The sequence below is a fragment of the Actinoplanes sp. NPDC048796 genome, from assembly GCF_040650035.1.
Classification (GTDB): domain Bacteria; phylum Actinomycetota; class Actinomycetes; order Mycobacteriales; family Micromonosporaceae; genus Actinoplanes.
In genome coordinates, this window is the sequence record NZ_JBEZGO010000003.1 from 517,886 (window position 1) to 534,999 (window position 17,114).

The window sequence follows — 17,114 nt, forward strand, 5'->3', positions numbered from 1 at the left end:
CTTGAGGTTTTCTCGGATAGATTGGCCCGGATCCGTGCGCCCAACCGGCTACGGAAAGTAGCCGTCACAACGGCTCATCGCGTGTGCATGGCGGAGGACGAAAAGCAATGAACAGCCGGCGAACCCGTTTAGGCTCCGCGCTCGCGGTGATTTTGACTGTTTTGGTGCTCGTGCCGACGGCGGTGCTCTTCGGCCGGGTCTGGACCGACAACGCGGACCATCGCGACCAGACCGAGCTGGAGAAGAAGGGCGTGGAGTACATCACCGCCCTGTCGCCGCTGGTCAGCTCGCTGGCCGAGTCCGAGTCGACAGCCATCCAGGGCGTCGCCGAGCCGCCGGACTCGCTCAAGGCCGCGGTGGCCAAGGTCTCGGACGTGGACAACCGCCTCGGCGACGAGCTGAAGACCAAGCAACGCTGGGCCGACCTCCAGCAGAAGATCGGCAAGCTCGCCACGGTCAAGGGCGGTACCGCCGTCTACGCGGCCCACGTCGAGGTCACCGACCTGATCCTCGAGCTGTACGTCACGGTCCGCCGCAACGCCGAGCTCAACCGCGACCCGGACAGCGACATCTCCAACCTCCAGGAGGCCACCGCGGTCGACATGCCGACCACGGTCATCCGGGTCAACCGGATGGGCGACCAGGCCAACCTGCTCCAGGCCGCGAAGGGCGCCGCCGCCGCCAACCTGCGGGTCCAGTTCGGCCAGGAGGTCCTGGCCGTCCAGGACTCGGTGAACAAGCTCACCAACAACCTCCAGGCCGCCGTCGACAACACCAGCAGCCCGACGCTGAGCGGCAGCCTGGTCAGCTCCCTCGACTCGTTCCGCCGCGGCGTCGAGTCGATGACCCGTGGCGCCTCGCTCACCAACGTCAACGTGGCCACCATGTCGACCGCGCAGAGCACGCTCCAGACGGCGCTGAGCACCCTCTCCGGCATCACCCTCAAGGAGATGGACCGCCTGCTCGACGACCGGCTCAGCTCGCTGAACTACCGGCGCACGGAAGCAGTGATCATGGGCGTGCTCGCCCTGCTCCTGGTCCTCGGCGCGGTCGCCTGGCCGGTGGTCAGCCGCCGTCGCGAGGCCGGCGCCGCCGAGCCCGCCCCGGCTCCGCGTCAGCCCGGCGAGTCGACCCGGGACGTCGCGCTGAGCCAGCCCGGCGGCAACCCCGCCTACGGAACCAACCCGTACGGCCAGATCCCGGCCTACGGCGAGCTCGACCCGACACAGCGGGAGCGATCCGGTGCTCTTCGGTAAATTCCGCATCCTGGGCAAACTCGCCCTGCTGGTGCTCGTCCCCCTGCTCGGCGTCGTGGCGCTGAGCGTGCCGATCATCATCAACCGTATCGACGCGGCGACCGAGGCCCAGTCCACGTCGGACACGGTCGAGCTGGCCGGCCGCGTCGGCACGGCCGTGCAGGAGCTCCAGGAGGAGCGCCTGCTCTCCGTCGGTTACCTGTTCCGGCTGGTCGACCAGCCGACGCTCGCGGTGCAGAGCGCGCGGGCCAAGGACGCGGTCGCCCGCGTCGACGACGACGTGACCGTCTCCAAGGAGCTCGCGCGGGCCCTGCGTAACGCGTCCAAGCTCGACAACACCCGGCAGAACGTGCTGAACCGGGCGATCGACCCCAACGTGATCGTCACCGAGTTCACCACCTGGATCACCCCGATCATCAACGGCGTGGCGCTCTCGTCCACCGCCGACCTGAAGACCGGTGTCGGCCGGCAGCTGTTCGCCCTCGAGCAGGCGCTGCGCACCGACGACCTGATCAGCCAGGCCTCCGGCTATCTGACCGCGGCGACCATCGTCAAACAGGAGCCCGGCCTGGTCGGCCTGTTCTCCTCCACGCTGGTGCAGATCCAGCAGGTCATCGCCAACTCGCAGGCGTTCTTCACCGACACCCAGTACAAGCTCTACCTGGGTGCGCAGGACGCGTTCACCTCCCGCGTGGGCGCCGACTTCTTCCAGCTGGCGGCGACCGACCCGGGCAACGCCGTGGCGCTGCTGAACATCGAGACGCTCTTCCCGTCGCTGCGCTCGGTGCTGGTGCTCGGTGGCTTCGTGGAGAAGCGGGTCGCGGCCGACGTGCAGGCCATCGTGACGAGCAACCGCGACGCGGCCATCCGTGACGCCTTCCTCATCGGTGGCGGCTCGTTCCTGCTGCTGCTCCTGGTGGTCGGTCTGAGCCTGTTCATGGCCCGCGCGGTGGCCCGGCCGCTGCGCCGCCTCACCGTCTCGGCCGACCGGATCGCCCGCGCGGCCGAGGCCGAGCTCGAGAAGGTCGCCGACGACGAGTCCGAGTCGGTACGCCCGATCCGGCTCGACCCGGTCGACGTCGAGTCCCAGGACGAGATCGGCGACCTGGCCCGCGCGTTCGACCGGGTGCAGACCACCGCCGTACGGCTGGTGGAGCGCCAGGTCGTCGGCCGGCGCAACGTCGCGCAGATGTTCGCGCACGTCGGCCGCCGTACGCAGAACCTGGTCGGCCGCCAGTTGGCCCTGATCGACAACCTGGAGCGCCGGGAGACCGACAGCGACCGCCTGGGCGAGCTGTACCGGCTCGACCACATGTCCAGCCGTCTGCGCCGGAACGCGTCCAGCCTCGTCGTGCTCTCCGGTGGCGCCGGCGCGAACGAGCACATGGCGCCGCTGCCGCTGGTCGACGTCGTCCGTCTCGCCCTCGGTGAGATCGAGGACTACACCCGCGTGGACGTCGACGTCCCCGAGGAGATCGTGGTCGTGCCGGCCGTCCTGGCCGACCTCACCCTGCTGCTGGCCGAGCTGATGGAGAACGCCACCGCGTTCTCCCCGCCGCACACCCGGGTCGTGGTCGGCGCGACCGAGCTCCGCGGCGGCGCCCGCCTGTCCATCGTGGACAACGGTCTCGGCATGCCGCCCGAGCGGATGGCCGAGGAGAACGCCCGGCTGACCCGCCGCGAGCGGCTCGACCTGGCTCCCTCCGAGGTGCTCGGCCTGTTCGTGGTCGGCCGGCTCGCCCGCCGGCACGGCATCGAGGTGACCCTGACCGAGACGCCCGGTGGCGGCGTCACCGCGTGGGTCGACCTCAACCCGTCCCACCTGATCGCCCGGGTGCCCAGCATGGTCGCCCCCGAGATGGCCCCGTTCCCGTCGGTCGCCGCGCCGGCGGCCCCGCAGGGTTACCACACCGCCGAGTTCGCCCAGGTCATCGCCGGATCGGCGGCCCGGGCCTCGGTGCCGGGAAGCCAGCAGCCGTTCGACGCGAACGTGCTCGAGCGGGCGACCCGGACCCTCGAGACCGGGCAGTCGTGGAACGCGTTCTCGCCGGCCCGGGTGGCGCCGGCCCTCGAGGAGCCGGTCTACGAGGCCGAGCCGGTCTACTCGCCGGGACCGGCGTACCAGCAGCCGATCGCCCAGCCGGTCGTGCCGCCGGCGGTCGACCCGGCGTACGAGCTGAACGCGCCCGTCGCCGGCCGTGTCCCGGCGGCGATGCCGGAGCTGCCGGCGGCCGGCCCGTCCGCCTGGCACCAGCAGCCCGCCCCGGCCCCCCAGCCGACGTGGAGCACCCCGCCGGCCGTGGAAGCCCCGCCGGTGTGGAACACCCCGGCCGTGGAGGCTCCGCCCGCGATGCCGGCGATCCCGGCCACTCCGGTCATCCCGGCTCAGCGCACCCCCGAGGAGGACTACCGCCACAACAGCCCCACGGCCTTCGAGGCGCCGCCGCCGCCGGCACCCGGCAACGGGTCGCCGCTGCGCCGTCGTGTGCCGGGCAGCCAGCTTCCCGAAGAGACCGCCGCGCCCACGCTGCCCTCCCGGTTGCCGTCTCCGGACGACGCGCTCGCCGCCCGCTCGGCGTTCGACGACTTCGAGGCGGGTGTGAGCCGCGCCCAGTTCGACGCGGCCGAGACCCAGATGACCGCGCCGCCGTCGGCCGGCCACGCACCGCTCGCCCGGCGGGTACCGGGCGCCACCCTGCCGCGGGACGAACCCAACTACCCGCCGCCGGCAAGTCCGAGCCTGCCGCTGGATCCGGATCAGGCCCGGGCCCTGATGGAACAGTTCGAGTACGGCGTCGCACTCGCACTGAACGAAACTCAGCCACAACCCGAGGGACAACCGCGATGACTTCCCCCTACTCGACCGAAACCGGCCACGGCTATGCCCAGCCCCAGCTGAGCGCGGAGGCCAAGACCTTCAACTGGCTGCTGGACTCGTTCACGTCCGGCACAGCGGGCGTCATCGAGGCGATCGCGGTGTCCTCCGACGGTCTGCTGATGGCCATGTCCGCGATCAAGGACCGGCCGAACGCCGAGCGCCTGGCCGCCGTGGTCTCGGGCCTGACGAGCCTGGCCGGCGGCGCCGCGAGCTGGTACCGGCTGGGCTCGCTCAACCGCGTCATCATCGACATGGCCGAGGGCTACCTGCTGGTCACCGCGATCAGCGCCGGCTCGGTGCTGGGGGTCATCGCCGACCGGTCGGCGAACCTCGGCACCCTGGCGTACGAGATGACGCTCTTCGCGACGAGGGCGGGCGGCGCGCTCAGCCCGCGCCTGATCGCCGAGCTGAAGAACGCCGTTCAGCAATGACCTATCCGGACCCCGACGACCCGGCACACCCGGCTCGGCCGAGTGTCCGGCCCTTCCTGCAGTCCGGTCACCAGTCGGCCGGTGGCTACCGACCCGCTCCGCGCGAAGAGGTGCCCCCGGCCACTGATCCGACCGCCACTCTCCGCCCGTTCGTCATCACGTCCGGGCGTACCGACGGCGCCGATCCCGAGATCGGGATGGAAACCCAGGTGACCGTCAACCCAGCCGCGAACCGCGTCCGTCTCTCACCCGAGATGCGCGCCATCGTGGGACTGTGTGTCGAGCCCGTCTCCGTGGCGGAGATCTCGGCACGGTTGCGCCTGCACCTCGGCGTCACCCGCATCCTCGTCGGCGACCTGCGCGCCGCCGGCCAGCTCGACGTGCACGTGCTGGACAACGACACCCCCGACCCTGAGACCATCATGCGAGTGATCCGTGGACTACGAGCAATCACCTAACCGCGCCTACGGCGGGGCCGCACTGGGCAACGAGGGTCGGCCGAGGAAGGCGCCGGTCCCGGTCAAGATCATCGTTGCCGGCGGCTTCGGCGTGGGCAAGACGACGACAGTCGGCGCCATCTCGGAGATCGCCCCGCTGACCACCGAGGCCGAGATGACCTCGGCGTCGGTGGGCATCGACAACCCCGGCCTGGGATCGACGAAGACGACGACGACCATCGCCATGGACTTCGGCGTGCTGACCATCGACCAGACGCTGAAGCTCTACATCTTCGGCACGCCGGGTCAGACGCGGTTCGCGTTCATGTGGGACGACCTGATCAAGGGTGCGCTGGGCGCGCTCGTCGTGGTCGACACCAACCGGATCGACGACTGCTATCCGGCTGTCGACTACTTCGAGAAGGCCGGGCTCCCGTTCGTCGTCGGCGTCAACACCTTCAACGGGCAAATGCAGTACAGCCTGGACGAAGTGCGCTGGGCCCTGGCCGTACGGGAGGACGTTCCGGTCCTCGCGTATGACGCGCGTTTCCGAGCTTCCGTACGGGACGCCCTCCTGGTCGTCCTGGATCAAGCCCTCGACAAGGCCATTCGTCAAAAGGCGACGTAGGGTGTGCGGCGGGTCGCTCAGATCGAGGTTCCCAAATCGGCCTCAGAGCGGGCACAGTGGAAGGCGACCCGCTACGGAAGGACGATCAGGTGCGAGGCGGACTGGACGACGCGCTCGACAAGCTGGCGCGCCGTGATGAGTTGCGCCGGCGGGCCGCCGGGGAGGCCACCGGCACCCCAGCCGCCGTGACGGAGCTGGTCGAGGCGGTCGCCGGGGTCATCGGGCGCCACCCCGAGCTGGGCGTCAGCGTCGGCGTCGAGGGCGCCGGCGAACCGCTGTTGCTGCATTTCTACGTCGCCGACGGCCAGGTCCAGGTGAACGCGGAGAACGCGGCCGCCCTGGCGCCGGCCGACGTGGACGCACCCCGGCACGCTGACGCCGACATCGAGGTGGGCGAGCCGGTCGAGCGGCCCTGGTCGGCCATGCCGGCCTCACCCCCTCCGGCGAGCTACGACGATCAGGAGCGGTACGGCTACACGCCGCCACCGCCGCCGCAGCAGCCCTATTACGACGAGTCCGACACGGCCGAGCGGCAGTACGGCAGCTTCGACCAGCCGCCGGCGCCCGAGCAGCGCATCCCGGCGCACGACGTCGGCGAGTCCTCCCGCGATCTCGGCGCCCGCCTGCGCGACCTCGGCATGGCCTCGTCCGCCCGCGATCAGTACCCGCCGCATCCGTTCGCCGCGACCCCGCCGCCGCCCGTGCCCGAGCAGGCGCAGGAGACGACCCGCCGGATCACCCCGACACCCCTGCCGAAACCGGTGCCGCTCCAGGTGGAACGCCCGGAGGAGACCGAGATGGCGGCCCGCCGGCTCGCCGCGATGTTGCGTGACGATCCCACTCTGCTCGAGCAACAATAACTCACCGTAATGTCGCCATCGCGACCAGCGCTCGGCCGGTAGTGCCCGATTTGAGCGCTATCGGCGACGTCTGACATGTCTGGGTTGGGCCGATCGGCCACTTTCCTCCAGCACTCAGGGTGACGGTCTTGAATCACGGTGCGTAACTGCATAGCGTTCGACGCGGCCCTCCCCCAGCCTGCCCCGGAGAAGAGTTCGATGTCGTCGCTGCCCGAAGTTCACCTGGTCGCCGGTACACCGGCCGAGGCGTTCCGGCTCGCACCGGTCGCGCTCGCCATGCGCGAGCAGGGCCGGCTCACGCCGGTACTGGTGGCCACCGGCGCCGACCCGGCGGCGGTCGACGCGACCCTGGAGCGGTTCCGGCTCACCCCGAAGATCACCCTGCCGTCCGCGGCCGGGCAGACCGAGACGGTACGCCGGTTCGACGCGCTCTGGGCCGGGCGCACGCCGGACGCGGTGGTGATCCGCGACGACCTGCCGGCGGCGCTCGCGGCGTTCTGGCGGCGGATTCCGATCATGCAGATCGACGCCGGCCGGCGCGACGGCGACCTGCTCGCGGCCTCGGCCGGGGAAAGCCGGCGGCGGCTGCTCGCCCAGGTCGCCACCGTGCACCTGGCGGCGACTCCGCTGGCCGCCATGAACCTGCTCGACGAGCGGGTCGTGGCCGGCGATCTGCTGCTGACCGGCGGCACGGCGGCCGACGCGGCCGGCAAGCTGCTGCGCCGCCGTCCGCACCAGCGGCGCGTCGTGCTGGGCGTGCCACCGGAGCGGGCCCAGGCGATCGGCCCGGCCCTGCGCTACCTGGCCGCCCGCCACCCCGATCTCGAGGTCCTCCGCCCCGACCAGGTCCGGACGCTGGCCGAGGCGTACGTCGTGGTGACCGACGACGGCGACCTGCTCGAGGAGGCGCTGGCCTTCGGAACGCCCGTGCTGGCCATCACCGAGGGCACGGAGTTCTCCGAGGCCGTGCACGCCGGCAGCGTCCGGGTCGTGGCGGCCGACCCGGCGGCGATCACCAGCGCGGTGGCCGAGCTGCTGGACAGCCGGATCCGCCGCGACGCGATGGCGGCCGGCGGCAACCCGTACGGCGACGGGCTCGCCTCGTACCGCGTGGCCCAGGCGACCGCCGCCCTGCTCGGCCACGGCCAGTTCCCCGACCCGATGCCCGCCCGTCCGGTGGCGGGAGTGGCCCGATGAGGGAGAGCGCGATGGACGTCGTCAGCTTCTGGACGAAGTCGTGGACCAGCGACGACCGGGTCGCGGCGCGGCAGTTGCTCGCGCCCGACGCGGAGATCGAGTGGAACCTCGACGCCCCGGTCGACGAGGAGGAACTGGTGCAGACGCTGCACCGCATCGCCGCCTTCGCCGACACGGTGACAGTGGTCGAGCAGACCCACGCCGACGACGGCGCGGCGCTGCTCTACGACCTGGTGGCGCCGTTCGGCACGGTCCGCATGATCGAGTTCCTGGGCATCGAGAACAACCGGATCACCGAGGTGCGGCAGGTGTACGACGTGACCGCTACCGATCGCTTCTTCCCCGGTCTCTACGAGCAGTAGGCCGCCGTTACCCTTTGCACCATGGCAGATCGACTACGAGCCGATGCGCAGCGTAACCGCGCTGCTCTGCTCGCCGCCGCCCGTGAGGTCTTCGGCGAGCAGGGCCTGGACGCCTCGCTCGACGAGATCGCCCGGCGCGCGGGCGTCGGCAATGCCACCCTGTACCGCCGTTTTCCGACCCGGCGTGATCTGATCGCCGCGGTCTTCGCCGGCCAGATGACCGGTTATGTCGAGCTGGCCGAGGCCGCGCTGGCCGATCCCGATCCGTGGCAGGGCTTCGTCGGATATGTGAGCCGGCTCTTCGAGATCCAGGCGACCGACCGGGGCCTGTCCGAGATCCTGGTGACCAGCAGCTTCGACGACGACGAGCGCCTGATCACGCTGAAGGCCACCGCGCAGCGCGGCGCCGCCGAGGTGATCCGCCGGGCGCAGGAATCGGGCCGGCTCCGTGCCGACTTCACCCGGCAGGACATCAGCCTGCTCATGCGGGCCAACGCCGGGGTGCTGCGCAGCTCGACCGATCCGGCGGTGTGGAGAAGGCACCTGTCACTAATTGTTGACGGCCTGTCATTTAAGGATGTTTAAGGCACTCAGCAAGGTCATTTAACGCGCAGCGGACGAGACTCGACTTCCGTCGTCACCCCCTGCGATCGGAGTCAACCCATGCAACGCAGCCGTCTGCGTCTGGCCATCTACGCCTCGGCGGCGGTCCTCGCCGTGGCCGGCGGCGTCGGCGCGGCGGTCGCGGCCACCACCCCGGCCGGCACCACCGCCGCGACGGGCGGCCTCACCGCCACCTTCAGCAAGGACAGCGACTGGGGCAGCGGTTACCAGGCCCGCTACACGATCACGAACGGCACGAGCGCGGCGGTGACCGGCTGGCAGCTCGCCTTCGGGCTGCCGTCCAGCGCCAAGCTGGGCAGCTTCTGGGACGCCACGGTCACCACCTCGAACGGCGTGTCGACGGCGAAGAACCCGGGCTACGCGCCGACGATCGCGGCCGGCGCGACCGCGCAGTTCGGCTTCATCGTGACCGGCAGCGGCGCCCCGACGAGCTGCACCATCAACGGCGCTTCCTGCGGCGGCGGTACGGCGACCACGGCCCCGACGACCACACCCACCAAGCCGCCCACCACCGCTCCCACCAAGCCGCCCACCACCGCTCCCACCAAGCCGCCGACCACCGCTCCCACCACCACCCCGACGAAGCCCCCGACCACCGCCCCGACCACGGCACCCACGACGCCGCCGGCCACCGCCGCGCCTCCCGTGGGAAATAATGGAAATGTCGGTTTCGCGCCGTACGTCGACATGGGACTGCTCTCCAACGGCACCACCACGCTCGCGCAGCTGGGCAAGAGCGGCAACACCAAGTCGTTCAGCCTGGCCTTCGTCACCAGCGCCGGCTGCAAGGCGAGCTGGTTCAACGCCTTCGACCCGCGGGCCAAGCAGTTCGCCGACCAGATCGCCGCGGTCCGCTCCGGCGGCGGCGACGTCAAGGTCTCGTTCGGCGGCGCCACCGGCATCGAGCTGGCCCAGGCCTGCACCAGCGTCTCGGCGCTGCAGGCCGAGTACCAGGCCGTCGTCAGCGCGTACAACCTCAAATACATCGACCTCGACATCGAGGGCGCCGCGGTGGCCGACCCGACCACCATCGCCCGCCGCTCGACCGCCCTGGCCGCGCTGCAGAAGGCCAACCCCGGCCTGAAGATCTCGCTGACCCTGCCGGTGCTGCCGGAGGGCCTGACCGCTGACGGCCTCAACGTGGTCCGCTCGGCCAAGAACGCCGGCGTCGACCTCGACCTGGTCAACATCATGGCGATGGACTACGGCCGGGCCGGTCAGGACTACGGCGACCTGGCCATCCAGGCTGTGAAGTCCACCAAGGACCAGATCAAGTCGCTCTACGGCAACAGCGACGCGGCCGCCTTCAAGATGGTCGGCGTCACCCCGATGATCGGCGTCAACGACGACAACGGCGTCTTCGGCCTGGCCGACGCCCGTGACCTGGTCGCGTTCGCCAGCACCAACCACATCGGATTCGTCTCGATGTGGGAGACGAACCGCGACAAGAACGCCTGCACCGGCGCGCTCTTCCAGTGCACCAACGTGGCTCAGTCGCCGTTCGACTTCAGCAAGATCTTCGCCGGCTTCACCGGCTGACAACCCTCTTCCCATCCCCAAGAAGAGCGTGACTCCGGGCCCCCACCCGGAGTCACGCTTCTTGGTTCAGGCGAACCCGCGTCCCGCTTCGGCCAGCGCCTCCGCGACCAGGTCCCACAGGCTCGTGCCCGGGGGCCGGTCGAGCCAGATGTGCAACGCCACCCGCAGGGCCGCGAGAAAAGCGGCTGAGGTCATCTTCACCCGTACGCCCGTCGGGTCCTCGCCCAACCGCACGGCGATCTCGGCCGAGAGTTCGCGCTCGAGCGCCGCGAAGGTCTGCACCTGCGCCCCCACGAGCGAGGCCTGGGTTCGCACGAGGCGACTGCGCGCCACCCACTGCGGGTCGACGTCACCCAGCTCCAGGTAGAACTGGTGGGCCGCCGCGGTGAGCGCCGCCCACGCCGGTTCGCCGCTCGGCCGCGCCCGCACGAGCGCGATCATCGAGTGGATGCGCTGATAGTCGCCGTACAGCAAGGCTTCTTCCTTGCTGCTGAAGTAGTTCGAGAAGGTACGGCGGGAGACGCCGGCCTCGTCGGCGATCGCCTCGACCGTGATCCGGTCGGCGCCGTGCTCTATCGCCAGCCGCATCGCCGCGTCATGCAGGGCCTGACGGGTCGCGGCCTTCTTGCGTTCGCGCAGTCCGGGCTCGGCCGTGGTGCTCATGACATGAGAGTACCGGCGTGTGACTCGCTTCTCAATGAGAAAACTTGCGCACTGGGCATGTTGAGCGGATAGTTGCATGTGGCAATCAAACGGGGAGGGCGACCGTGAACCATGACGCGCTGTCGACGCAGATGCAGGAATTGCTCCGGGCCATCCGCGTGTTCAAGAGCAGGCTGGCCCCGCACAGCGCGGCCCTGCCGCCCGGCACGCTGGGCCCCCTCGCGATGATCGCCACCGGCCGTGGCACCCACGTGAAGTCGCTGGCCGCCGAGTGCGCCCTCGACCCCTCGACGGTCAGCCGCTCGGTGGCGGCGCTGGTCAAGGCCGGACTCGTCGAGCGGGCCGCCGACCCCGCCGACGGCCGGGCCGCGGTGCTCGCCGCCACCGATCGGGGCCGGCAGGTCCTCGACGACGTCATGACTTACCACCATCGGCAGCTTGCCGATGCCCTGCGCGACTGGACACCCGAGGAGCGACGCGCCCTCTCGACGATGCTTCAGCGCTTCACCGACGATCTGATGGAGGCTGCGCGATGAGCGCCCCAAGCATCACCGGCGCCCGACCGGGCGCCATGTCACACCGCCAGATCATGGAGGCCCTCTCCGGCCTCCTGCTGGTGCTCTTCGTCGCGATGGCCAGCTCGACCATCGTCTCGACCGCGCTGCCGACGATCATCGGCGCGCTCGACGGGTCACAGACCCAGTACACGTGGGTGGTCACCGCCACCCTGCTGACCGCCACCGCCTCGACGCCCATCTGGGGCAAGCTCGCCGACCTGTACAGCAAGAAGTTGCTTGTGCAGATCAGCATCGTCGTCTTCGTGCTCGGCTCGATCATCGCCGGCTTCTCACAGACCGCCGGTCAGCTCATCGCCGCCCGCGCGTTCCAGGGCCTCGGCATGGGCGGCGTCCAGGCGCTGGTCCAGGTGGCGATCGCCGCGATGATTCCGCCGCGGGAGCGCGGCCGCTACAACGGTTACCTGGGCGGCGTCATGGCCCTGGCCACCGTCGGCGGCCCGCTGCTGGGCGGCCTGATCGTGGACAGCGACCTCGGATGGCGCTGGTGCTTCTTCATCGGCGCCCCGATCGCCGTGGTGGCGCTGGTCGTCCTCCAGAAGACCCTCAACCTCGAGGTCATCCGCCGCGCCAACGTCAAGATCGACTACCTCGGCGCGTCCCTGATCGCGGCCGGCGTCAGCGTCCTGCTCGTCTGGGTCTCGTTCGTCGACAGCTCGTTCGCCTGGATCTCGTGGCAGAGCGCCGCCATGGTCGGTGGCGCCCTGGTCCTGCTGGCCGCCGCGGTCTGGACCGAGAAGCGGGTCGCCGAGCCCGTCGTCCCGCTCGACATCGTGGCCAAGCGCAACACCGCCCTGGCCATCCTGGCCAGTCTCTCGGTCGGCATGGCGATGTTCGGCGGCGCCGTCTTCCTCGGCCAGTACTTCCAGATCGGCCGCGGCTACAGCCCGACCGAGGCCGGCCTGCTGACCATCCCGATGATGGGCGGCATCCTGATCTCGTCGACCATCTCGGGTCGCCTCATCACCAAGTACGGCAAGATCAAGCCGTACATCCTGGCCGGCACCATCGTGCTGGTCGCGGGCTTCGCCGGACTCTCCTTCCTCGACCACGACACCCCGCTCTGGTACGTCGGCGCCTCGATGTTCCTGGTCGGCGCGGGCGTCGGCATGTCGATGCAGAACCTGGTCCTGACTGTGCAGAACACCGTGTCGCTCAAGGACATCGGCGCGGCCAGCTCCACTGTCGCCTTCTTCCGCTCGCTCGGCGGCACGATCGGCGTCTCGGTCCTGGGCGCCGTCCTGGCCCGCCGGGTCACCGACACGATCACCACCGACCTGGCCAACGCCGGCGTCTCGGGCGGCAGCAGCTCCGGCGGCGGCGTCAGCACGCTGAACCTGTCGGCCCTGCCGGACGCGGTGCAGCACATCGTCCGGGCCGCGTACGGCGACGCCACCGGCCACATCTTCCTGATCTCGGCGGCGGTCGCGGTGGTCGGTGTGGTGGCGGCGGCCTTCCTCAAGCCGATCGCACTGCGCACCACGGTCGACGTCGACGCCCCCGCCGCCTCGACGCCCACCAAGGAAGAGGCGCTCGCCCGCTGATTTCCCTTCGAAGATGCGGCACCCCGCAGGGTGCCGCATCTTTCTGTATCCGGCTCGTTACAGCAGTGGCGACAATCGTCACGCCGGTAGACATGGAACTCAGGGCTAACACAGAGCTAACCTTCGGAAGCGGAGCGCTGATCATCCTCATCCCCATGCCCGCGCTGCCGATAGTCGGAAGGGAAAGGGAGGTGGCCGGTGGACGCCAAGAGTCTCTCCGCCGCGCTGCTCGAACTCGAGGACGAGATCAACTGGGACGCCGAGGCGATGCTCGACCGGGCCGTCCGGCTCGAACGGCAGGCCCGCCTGCTCGGCAACGAACTGCTGGCCACCCGGGCCCGGCTCAGCCAGGCCAACCTGCGGATGCGCGCCGGCGACGTCGCGGGCGCGGCCCAGCGCATCTGGAAGGTGCACCAGTGGGCGGTCGACAACGGCGCCCGGCAGCTCACCGCCCGTACCCACCTGGTCTGGTCCAACATCCACCGCCACCTCGGTGACCCGGCCCAGTGCCTGGAGCACGCCGTGCTCAGCGTCGAGCTGCTCGACGAGACGGCTACCGACCACATGCGCGTCTGGCACCGGGTCAAGCTGGCCGACGCGCTGGCCTTCAGCCACTCCATCGACGCCGCGCGCTACCGCTTCGAGCAGGCCGAACGGCTGGCGATCGAGTACGGGCGGCAGGACCTGCGGCTCGCGGTCCTCAACAACTTCGCGTACGCCGAGTACGCCGCCGGCAACCACGAGATGGCCGAGCGGGTCGCCCAGCGCCTCCAGCGCCACGCGGCCGAGCACGGCTTCGAGCTCGACGCCTCCCTGCTCGACACCATCGGCCTGATCGAGATCGGCCGGGGCCGGTACGCCGAGGCCGAGCGCACACTGGAAGCCTGCATCGACCGTCATCTGGCCGGCCGCGAGGACGACGCCGACGCGCTCCCGGAATACCTGCTCACCCTGACCCGGGCCCAGCGCGGCCTCGAGGCGTACGACCGGGCTCAGGCCAGCCTCGACGCCTGCCGCAGCCTGTGCGAGGAGCGTGAACTGGCCGACGTGCTGGTGCGGGTGCATCAGGAGCAGGCCGAGCTGCACGCGGCCCGCGGCGAGTTCGCCCAGGCGTACGAAACCCACAAGATCTTCTTCACGGCCTTCACCAACCTGCACTCCCGGCAGCGCGAGGCCCAGGCCCGCACCCGGCAGGCGCTGTTCGAGACGGCCGAGGCCCGCCAGGAGGCCGAGAGGTTCCGCGAGCAGGCCCGGCGCGACCCGCTGACCGGCCTGCGCAACCGCCGCTACCTCGACGAGCAGCTGCCCGGCCTGATCGACACCGACCCCGGCCTGGTCGTCGCGATCATCGACCTCGACCACTTCAAGCGGATCAACGACCAGCTCTCGCACGACGTCGGCGACCAGGTACTCGTCCAGGTCGCGAAACTCCTCGAGACGGAGCTGGCGGCGATCTGCAAGGAGGCCTTCGTGGCCCGGCTCGGCGGCGAGGAATTCGTGATGGTCCTGCCGGGCCGCTCCGTCGCCCGGGCCGCCGCCGAGATCGACGGCATCCGCCGGGCGGTACGCCGCTACGACTGGGCCTCGCTCACCCGGGGCCTGCCGGTCACGATCAGCGTCGGCGTCGCCGGGCTGGCCGAGACCGAGAGCGACAACGTCCTGTCGCTGGCCGACCGCAACCTGTACGCGGCCAAACACGCCGGCCGGGACCGCGTGGTCCACCGCGGAAGCCACGCCGCGGCGGCCTGAGCTGGCACTGAATTTGATCAATTAGGACCGCTACGCTGTACTCCGCACCGACGGAACCCCGCTCGGCGAAGAGGAGACGGTCGTGGACGACGAGGTCGCACCCCCCGGCGTGAACATCAACGTGCCGCACTCCGCCCGCATCTACGACTACTGGCTGGCCGGCAAGGACAACTTCGCGGTCGACCGCGCCGTCGGCGACGCCATGATCAAGGCGATCCCGGGCATGCGCTACATGGCCGGCGAAAACCGCAAGTTCGTCCACCGAGCGGCCCGCAACCTGGTCGAGAAGGAAGGCATCCGCCAGTTCCTCGACATCGGCACGGGCATACCGACGCGCCCCAACCTGCACGAGGTGGCCCAGCGGATCGACCCCACGGCCCGGGTGGTCTATGTGGACAACGACCCGATCGTGCTGGTACACGCCCGTGCCCTGATGATCAGCACGGAGCAGGGCCGCAGCGAGTACATCTCGGCCGACATCCGCGATCCGGCCTCACTGCTCGAAGATCCGGTCCTGCGGGAAACGCTCGACTTCCACGAGCCGATCGGCCTCACCCTGATCGCCATCCTCATGCTGATCGCCGACCGGGACGACCCGTGGTCCAGCGTGGCGGCCCTGCGCGACGCGATGCCCTCCGGCAGCTGCCTGGCCATCACTCACCCAACGGCCGACTTCGCCCCCGACGAGGTGGCCGAGGCGGTCGCCGCGGCAACCGGGGCGGGCATGACTCTGGTCGCCCGCACAAAGGAGGCCGTCGAACGCCTCTTCGGCGACTGGGAGCTGCTGGAGCCGGGCGTAGTGCCCGTCTCAAGCTGGCGCCCCGACGAGCAGATCGACAACCCCCAGGCCGCCTACTACTGGGCCGGCGTAGCCCGAAAGCCGTAAACCCACCACCGCCGCCGCAGGCCCTGGGCCCAGCACGCGCCACCCAGAACCCGCCCGTGCGGGCGGAAGCCGTGAACGCGGCGCGGAAGCCGCGTGCCCACCCGACACGGCGCAGAAGCCGTAAGCCACCCAGCGCACAGCGCCCGGCCGCCATGGCAAGGCCCGAAAGCCGTAAACCCGCGCGGCGCGGCGCGGGAAGCCCAGCCGACGCCGCCTGAAAGCCATAGAACCAGCTCGGCCAGACGCTGCCCGAAGGCACACCGGTGCCCGATGAGGGCTGAGCCGAGCCGACGAGCCCGAAGTGCGGAAAGCCTCGACGTTCCCAAGCCCCGTCTGTTTATTGGGCCTCGCCGTCTGCTGCCGACTTGGACAGAGCGCGAAGGCGGCGTCACGAAGCGGGCGCGAAGGCGGCGTCGCGAAGCCGGCGCGAAGAGGGCGCGAAGACGGCGTCACGAAACCGGCGCGAAGGCGGCGTCACGAAGCCGGCGCGAAGGCGGCGTCACGAAGCCGGCGCGAAGGCGGCATCGCGAAGCGGGCGCGAAGGCCGCATCGCGAAGCGGGTGGGAAGCCAACCGGCCGAGCGATCCGGCACGGGGGAACCGGACCGCCCGGCCGGAGCCTGGCGGCGCCCAGAGGCGCTGGAGTGGGCGTTACGGCGTCACGTCCACCAATTCAGTTGTTTACAGTGCGCCAATAACGGGTATTTAGGCAGCACATAGAAGAACTCCGCCTCACGAGGCGTAATCGAGCCGTGCCGCCGCCGACCGTGCGTGACCGCCGGGCCGCGCGTGGGACATTCGTGGCTGAGGCATGACGACAACTGGTCACTCGTGTGTGTCGGAACCATCCTCCTCAGTGGACGGCGGGCGGTCCGCCGCCGGGGTTCCGGGGCGGGTCAGGGCGTACCTGATCCCCCCGAAACGGTGGGTCACAGCGCTCGCGCGGGTGGATGCCGCGGTTACGTCGTCGGTCACTGTCTCGTCACGGTAGAGCGGTGCCGGGTTGCCCCGGCGCGAACCCTCGGCCCCTTCGGGGTCGGCCCCGAAGTGCTCCGGGCCGATGTTGGGAACGGACATTGTGGTACCTCTCGCTCGGACGCCCCCGCCAAGGAGCCTCGCGCCGAGGCCGCAGACGCCGTTTCCGCGACCGATCAGTCACTCAAAGATGTCACCCTTAGTGACCCCCAAGAGTATGCGTACGTGCGTTATCATGCTCACAATCCCGTGAGTACGCAAGGCCAAATGCACGTGCATTTGCACAACGTGTGAGGCATTGATTGCTCAGGGGAGAGCATCTGCCTCCGGACGATCCCCGACCGGAGCAAACCAAGGGAGCTTCACATGACGCACGCGGTTAACGGCATCCCCGCCGGGCAGTTGGAGGGTGTCACCTGGCAGAAGAGCCGGCGCAGCAACCCCAGCGGCAACTGCGTCGAGGCTGCCGTTCTCTCGAACGGTGACGTGGCCATGCGCAACTCTCGGGACC

At 70.2% G+C, this 17,114-nt stretch carries 16 protein-coding genes; 15 read left to right on the top strand and 1 reads right to left on the bottom strand.

Annotated features, from left to right (window positions below; translation table 11 throughout):
* Positions 1–164: 164 nt before the first annotated feature.
* From AB0C26_RS16150 to AB0C26_RS16195, 10 genes are all read left to right on the top strand, one after another.
* Positions 165–1,256 (top strand): hypothetical protein, encoded by a 1,092-nt coding sequence (locus AB0C26_RS16150; protein ID WP_360247394.1) that lies wholly within the window; start codon positions 165–167, stop codon positions 1,254–1,256.
* Positions 1,243–4,104: a nitrate- and nitrite sensing domain-containing protein gene (locus AB0C26_RS16155; RefSeq protein ID WP_360247396.1), complete on the top strand. Its 2,862-nt coding sequence runs from the start codon at positions 1,243–1,245 to the stop codon at positions 4,102–4,104. Before AB0C26_RS16150 ends, AB0C26_RS16155 begins: the two co-directional genes overlap by 14 nt.
* Entirely contained in the window at positions 4,101–4,565 is a 465-nt protein-coding gene (locus AB0C26_RS16160) for a roadblock/LC7 domain-containing protein (RefSeq protein ID WP_097317486.1), read from the top strand. The genes AB0C26_RS16155 and AB0C26_RS16160 overlap by 4 nt, the downstream gene beginning before the upstream one ends.
* Positions 4,562–5,023, top strand: a complete 462-nt coding sequence (locus AB0C26_RS16165) for a DUF742 domain-containing protein (RefSeq protein ID WP_360247398.1) — start codon at positions 4,562–4,564, stop codon at positions 5,021–5,023. Before AB0C26_RS16160 ends, AB0C26_RS16165 begins: the two co-directional genes overlap by 4 nt.
* Before the next feature lie 22 nt (positions 5,024–5,045).
* Positions 5,046–5,630 (top strand): ATP/GTP-binding protein, encoded by a 585-nt coding sequence (locus AB0C26_RS16170; protein ID WP_360248273.1) that lies wholly within the window; start codon positions 5,046–5,048, stop codon positions 5,628–5,630.
* Between the two features lie 89 nt (positions 5,631–5,719).
* Entirely contained in the window at positions 5,720–6,490 is a 771-nt protein-coding gene (locus AB0C26_RS16175; RefSeq protein ID WP_360247400.1) for a hypothetical protein, read from the top strand.
* A gap of 198 nt (positions 6,491–6,688) precedes the next feature.
* Complete coding sequence (locus AB0C26_RS16180) at positions 6,689–7,687, top strand: UDP-N-acetylglucosamine 2-epimerase (protein ID WP_360247402.1); 999 nt, start codon at positions 6,689–6,691, stop codon at positions 7,685–7,687.
* Positions 7,688–7,698: 11 nt separating this feature from the next.
* Complete coding sequence (locus AB0C26_RS16185; RefSeq protein ID WP_360247404.1) at positions 7,699–8,049, top strand: hypothetical protein; 351 nt, start codon at positions 7,699–7,701, stop codon at positions 8,047–8,049.
* Between the two features lie 21 nt (positions 8,050–8,070).
* On the top strand, positions 8,071–8,634 hold the full coding sequence (locus tag AB0C26_RS16190; protein WP_360247406.1) for a helix-turn-helix domain-containing protein: 564 nt from the start codon (positions 8,071–8,073) through the stop codon (positions 8,632–8,634).
* Positions 8,635–8,712: 78 nt separating this feature from the next.
* Positions 8,713–10,212 carry a cellulose binding domain-containing protein gene (locus tag AB0C26_RS16195; RefSeq protein ID WP_360247408.1) on the top strand — a complete coding sequence of 500 codons (1,500 nt, stop codon included), beginning with the start codon at positions 8,713–8,715 and terminating at the stop codon, positions 10,210–10,212.
* Between the two features lie 66 nt (positions 10,213–10,278).
* On the opposite strand, the gene AB0C26_RS16200 is transcribed toward AB0C26_RS16195, so the two are convergent.
* The gene (locus AB0C26_RS16200; RefSeq protein WP_360247410.1) at positions 10,279–10,875 is read right to left on the bottom strand and encodes a TetR family transcriptional regulator; all 597 of its coding nucleotides are present in this window, start codon (positions 10,873–10,875) and stop codon (positions 10,279–10,281) included.
* Between the two features lie 104 nt (positions 10,876–10,979).
* On the opposite strand from AB0C26_RS16200, the gene AB0C26_RS16205 reads away from it, so the two are divergent.
* The 5 genes from AB0C26_RS16205 to AB0C26_RS16225 form a co-directional block, all read left to right on the top strand.
* Positions 10,980–11,411 (top strand): MarR family transcriptional regulator, encoded by a 432-nt coding sequence (locus AB0C26_RS16205; protein ID WP_360247412.1) that lies wholly within the window; start codon positions 10,980–10,982, stop codon positions 11,409–11,411.
* Positions 11,408–12,994: an MDR family MFS transporter gene (locus AB0C26_RS16210; RefSeq protein ID WP_360247414.1), complete on the top strand. Its 1,587-nt coding sequence runs from the start codon at positions 11,408–11,410 to the stop codon at positions 12,992–12,994. The genes AB0C26_RS16205 and AB0C26_RS16210 overlap by 4 nt, the downstream gene beginning before the upstream one ends.
* A 198-nt stretch (positions 12,995–13,192) precedes the next feature.
* Entirely contained in the window at positions 13,193–14,743 is a 1,551-nt protein-coding gene (locus AB0C26_RS16215; protein ID WP_360247416.1) for a GGDEF domain-containing protein, read from the top strand.
* Positions 14,744–14,825: 82 nt separating this feature from the next.
* A complete protein-coding gene (locus AB0C26_RS16220) occupies positions 14,826–15,629 on the top strand; it encodes an SAM-dependent methyltransferase (protein ID WP_360247418.1) in 804 nt (267 codons plus the stop codon).
* 1,340 nt (positions 15,630–16,969) lie between these two features.
* Positions 16,970–17,114 (top strand): DUF397 domain-containing protein (locus tag AB0C26_RS16225; RefSeq protein WP_360248275.1); only part of this gene is annotated, 145 nt, incomplete at its 3' end.